Here is a 1,393-nt window from a genome sequence, read left to right as displayed (position 1 = left end):
AAATGAAGAGATCAAACGGGCCGAGCCGGCGCAGCACGGCAAACACATAGACACCGCCGGTCGAGCCGACGATGCCGCCCGCGAGCAGCACGCCGCCGAGCTTGAAGTCGAGCGTGCCGCGCTTCATGTGCGACAGCGCGCCGGAAAAGGAAGAGGCGATGACCTGGTTGGCGCCGGTGGCGACCGCGATGGCCGGCGGGATGTTGTAGAAGATCAGCAGCGGCGTGATGAGGAAGCCGCCGCCTACCCCGAACATGCCCGACAGGAAACCAACCGCCGCCCCCATGGCCAGCAGCACGAAGACGTTGACGGAAATTTCCGCGATCGGGAGATAGATGCCCACCCGTCAGTCTCGATCAGTTTGCCTGTCGGCGATGCAGCCGCAGCGTGCAGTCTCGCACCGAAAAGCCAATTTTTTCTTGCGCCGACGCGGCGGCGGGGACCAAACCCCGCCGCCGCGTCGAAACAAAAAACATCTCAATCAGTTAACAGGCAAATGTGTGGCAAGGACATCGCGGAAGCGACGCCTCTGCCGTTATTTGCGCGCCAGCAGCGCCTTGACCAGTTGTTCATCGACCTCGCCGGTCGGTTTCATCTTGTTGTCGGTCTGGAAGGCCATGATCGCGGTCTTGGTCTTGTCGCCCATCACGCCGTCGGCGCCGCCGGCTTCATAGCCGTTCTTGTTGAGGATCAGCTGGATGTTCTTGACCGCCTTCTTCATGTCGATGCTGGCGGTCGTCTGCGGCGTCCCCTCCTGCCAGGATTCGGGGATGTCGACGGAGTTGGCTGCCTGGTCGATCGGCTTTGCCTTCCACAGCTCGGCAGCGGCGCGCGCCCGCTCCAACTGCTCCGGACGCAACGCATTGGCGATCTCGTCGCGCTTGGACGCAGCGTCCTTGTCGCCGGTCTTGGCGACGAGCGCGAACCATTTGTAGGATTCCTCCAGGTTTTGCTTCATGCCGACGCCCTTGGCCGCCAGGATGCCGAGATTGAACTGGCTGTCCTTGACGCCGCGGTCGGCCGCGGCCTGGAACCAGTGTGCCGCCGACTCATTGTCGGTCACGCCGTCCGCCGCCATGGCGAACAGCACGGCGAGATTGTGCATGGCGCTGGCGTTGCCCTGCTCGGCGGCGAGCTGGTAGTAGGTCTTGGCCTTCTTGATGTCGCGGGCGACGCCGATCCCCTTCTCGTAGAAATTGCCGATGCGGTATTCGGCCGGCGCGAGGCCGAGCTCGGCGGCCTTCTCGTACCACTTGGCCGCCGCCTTCATGTCCTCCTTGACGCCGCGCGATTCTGCATAGCGCGAGCCGACCTCGAACAGCGCCTTGGCGTCACCGCCGGCCGCCGCGTCGCGCAGGGCCTGCGGACCTGCGTCAGCCGGGATGTTATATGT

At 64.0% G+C, this 1,393-nt stretch carries 2 protein-coding genes; both read right to left on the bottom strand.

Annotated elements, in window-relative coordinates:
• Positions 1 to 343 (bottom strand): sulfite exporter TauE/SafE family protein (locus EN742_RS35060; protein WP_148670530.1); only part of this gene is annotated, 343 nt, incomplete at its 3' end.
• A 192-nt stretch (positions 344 to 535) separates the two neighbouring features.
• On the bottom strand, positions 536 to 1,393 hold an 858-nt coding region (locus EN742_RS35055; protein ID WP_148670529.1), incomplete at its 5' end, for an SEL1-like repeat protein.

Source organism: Mesorhizobium sp. M4A.F.Ca.ET.020.02.1.1 (assembly GCF_004022645.1).
GTDB lineage: Bacteria > Pseudomonadota > Alphaproteobacteria > Rhizobiales > Rhizobiaceae > Mesorhizobium.
The sequence above is the reverse complement of the archived record's forward strand: the minus strand, read 5'-3'. Positions and strand labels throughout refer to the sequence as shown.